We start from the raw sequence: 2,892 nt of genomic DNA, 5'->3' as shown, positions 1-2,892 counted from the left end.
CGGATCCGCCGTCCCCGGCTGCGCGGACGGGCCGGGCGAGTGAAGGCCACCGGGCCGCCGGCCCGCCGTCAGCGGACCCGGGCGCGCCCCATGGCCGCCTCCGGCCCCGCGCTCACTCGATTCCGCTGGGAGTGGGCTGCGGCGTACGGCCGGCCAGGACCTCCCGCAGCCGCTGCGTGCCCTGCTCGACGGCCGTCGAGGTGGCGTCGTGGTCGACGCCGCCGGTCCCGCCGTTGGTGACCGTGATCGCGTTCGCGCCGACCTGGACGACGGCCACGTCCAGGGTGACGGTCACGGGCTCGCCCCCGCTGTCGCCCTTCACCGTCACGGTCATCCCCTGCCTCGCGTCGCCCTCCTCGGGCAAGGACATCCCGACGACCCGGACGGTGCGGTCGCCGTCGTCACCGCCGGTCAGGGTGAACTGGTCACAGGTGTCGGGAAGCGACCGGAGCCACTTCATCGACTCGTCGAGGTCGGACTTCCGGTAGGCGGCGACCTGGTAGAGCAGCCGGGAGTCGCCCTCCTGGAACCCGTTGAGCGCCGACGCCCCGGACGGGCGTCCCAGCAGCGTCTCGTCGTACAGCGAGTCGATCAGCCGCCGGCACTCCGAGGCGTCGCTCTTCCCCTCGAGGAACGCGGCCACGTCGACCTGTCCGACCAGCAGGGAGTCCCGCCACTCCTGCGGGGTTTCGACCTGCTGCCAGTCGTCCTCGAGGTCCGCCTCGGTGATCAGCGCGTTCCGCGCGCCGGTCTCGCTGAGCTCCTGCGCGGGCGACGAGGTCGGGGACGAGGTCGGGGAGGACTGTGTGGACGTGGGTGACTCGGTCTGGGCCGCGAGGGCCTGCTCGACGGCCGCGGTGGCGGTCTTCGACCCGGCGGACGCGCTGTCGTCCGTGCCGGCGCAGGCCGCCGTGGTGAGCAGTGTCCCGGTGGCCAGGACGGTGGCCAGGACACGGGACGGTCGGACGATCGGGCGAGGGGTGGTCACGAGTGCCTCCTGAGGATGGGACGGGCGCCCGGCGCCGGCCTGCTCCGGGCGCTTCCTGCCCTTGCCCTCCCACCGCACCACCGGTCCGCCCGGGCGACCAGCGCAGCGGAGGCACACGGGTGAGAACCGCCCCGGCGACCGCACCTGCGTATCCGGGCAGGCATCGGGAAGAAGCGGTTCCGAGCGCGCTTCCCGACGTCCCCCCGAGGACGCTGATACGTTCCGTTCGCTACGGCATGACCTGGAAAGGAACCCAGCCACGTCCCCCACCGACAGCGATCCCACGTCCTCCTCCGCAGCGGTCAGGCGCCACCCGGCTCTGTTCCGTGCCGTCCGGCGCCGGCGGAATCCGCCGCTGCGCCGGACGGACATCACGGTGACGGACGAGCGGGCGGTCAAACGCGCGGTGAAGGCCGCCTCGCTCGGCAACGCCATGGAGTGGTTCGACTTCGGCATCTACGCGTATCTGGCCGGCACCATCGGCCGGGTCTTCTTCCCCTCCGGGAGCGACACCGCGCAGCTGCTGTCCTCCTTCGCCACCTTCGCCGTCGCCTTCCTGGTGCGCCCGCTCGGCGGCATGGTCTTCGGACCGATGGGCGACAAGGTCGGTCGCAAGAAGGTCCTCGCGCTGACGATGATCCTGATGGCGATCGGCACCGCCGCGATCGGCATGCTCCCGACGTACGCGGCCGTCGGCTTCTGGTCGCCGTTGCTGCTGATCCTCTTCCGGCTGCTCCAGGGCTTCTCCACCGGGGGCGAGTACGGCGGCGCCTCCACCTTCATCGCGGAGTACGCCCCGGACAAGCGGCGCGGCTACTTCGGCAGCTTCCTGGAGCTGGGCACGCTGGCCGGGTACACCGGAGCGGCGGGCCTGGTGACGGCGCTCACCGCCTGGCTCGGCAGCGACGCCATGGACGCCTGGGGCTGGCGCATCCCGTTCCTGGTCGCGGGGCCGCTGGGCGTCGTCGGCATCTACCTGCGGCTGAAGCTGGACGACACACCGGCGTACCTGAAGCTGGAGGAGGGCAACGTCCACGTCACCGAGGCCGCGAACTCGGTGGAGACCGCCGCCCGGGGCGGCCTCGCCAAGATCTTCCGGCAGCACTGGCGGACGCTGCTGCTGTGCGTCGCCCTGGTCGGCGCCTACAACGTCACCGACTACATGCTGCTGTCGTACATGCCGACGTACCTGTCGGACGAGCTGCACTACAGCGAGAGCCACGGTCTGCTGATCCTGGTGGCCACCATGGTGGTGCTGATGCTGATCATCAACCAGGTGGGCCGGCTGAACGACCGGTTCGGCCGCAAGCCGTTGCTGATGACCGGCATGCTGGGCTTCTTCGTCCTGTCCGCCCCGGCGTTCCTGCTGGTGCAGCAGGGCAGTCCGCTCGCCGTCTCGGCCGGCATGCTGATGCTCGGCCTGTCACTGGTCTGCCTGCTCGGCACCATGTCGGCGGCGCTGCCGGCCATGTTCCCGACATCGGTGCGCTACGGCTCCCTGTCGGTCGGCTACAACCTGTCGGCGTCGCTGTTCGGCGGCACGACACCACTGGTCATCACGGCCCTGATCGGCGCGACCGGCTCGGACATGATGCCGGCGTACTACTCGATGGCCGCGGCTCTGATCGGTGTCGTCGCGGTGGCCTGCATGAAGGAGACGGCCCAGCAGCCGCTCGAGGGTTCGCCGCCCTCGGTGCAGACGGAACGCGAGGCGGCGGAGCTGGTGCAGGCGCGGACGCCGACTCCGAAGTTCTGACGACGGCGGACACACCGTCGAGCGGCGGCACCGCGGCACCCTCCGCGCGGAGATAACGATCAATCCATTAATCTCCGGAAAAGTGCTGAATTCAGCTTTCAATATTGCAGGATCCGCCAGTTCTTCGGTTAAATGAATGCTGGTTTCT

At 70.3% G+C, this 2,892-nt stretch carries 2 protein-coding genes; one reads left to right on the top strand and one right to left on the bottom strand.

What is annotated here, in order from left to right; all coding sequences use genetic code 11:
* Positions 1-112: 112 nt before the first annotated feature.
* Positions 113-988, bottom strand: a complete 876-nt coding sequence (locus ABTY20_RS35045; protein ID WP_352001180.1) for a hypothetical protein — start codon at positions 986-988, stop codon at positions 113-115.
* A 241-nt stretch (positions 989-1,229) separates the two neighbouring features.
* Between ABTY20_RS35045 and ABTY20_RS35040 the strand changes: the two genes are divergently transcribed.
* A complete protein-coding gene (locus tag ABTY20_RS35040) occupies positions 1,230-2,744 on the top strand; it encodes an MFS transporter (protein WP_352001181.1) in 1,515 nt (504 codons plus the stop codon).
* Positions 2,745-2,892 lie beyond the last annotated feature (148 nt).

It is taken from the genome of Streptomyces sp. NPDC126497 (assembly GCF_040302425.1).
Taxonomy (GTDB): Bacteria; Actinomycetota; Actinomycetes; order Streptomycetales; family Streptomycetaceae; genus Streptomyces.
This window is presented reverse-complemented; position numbering and strand designations above follow the sequence as displayed.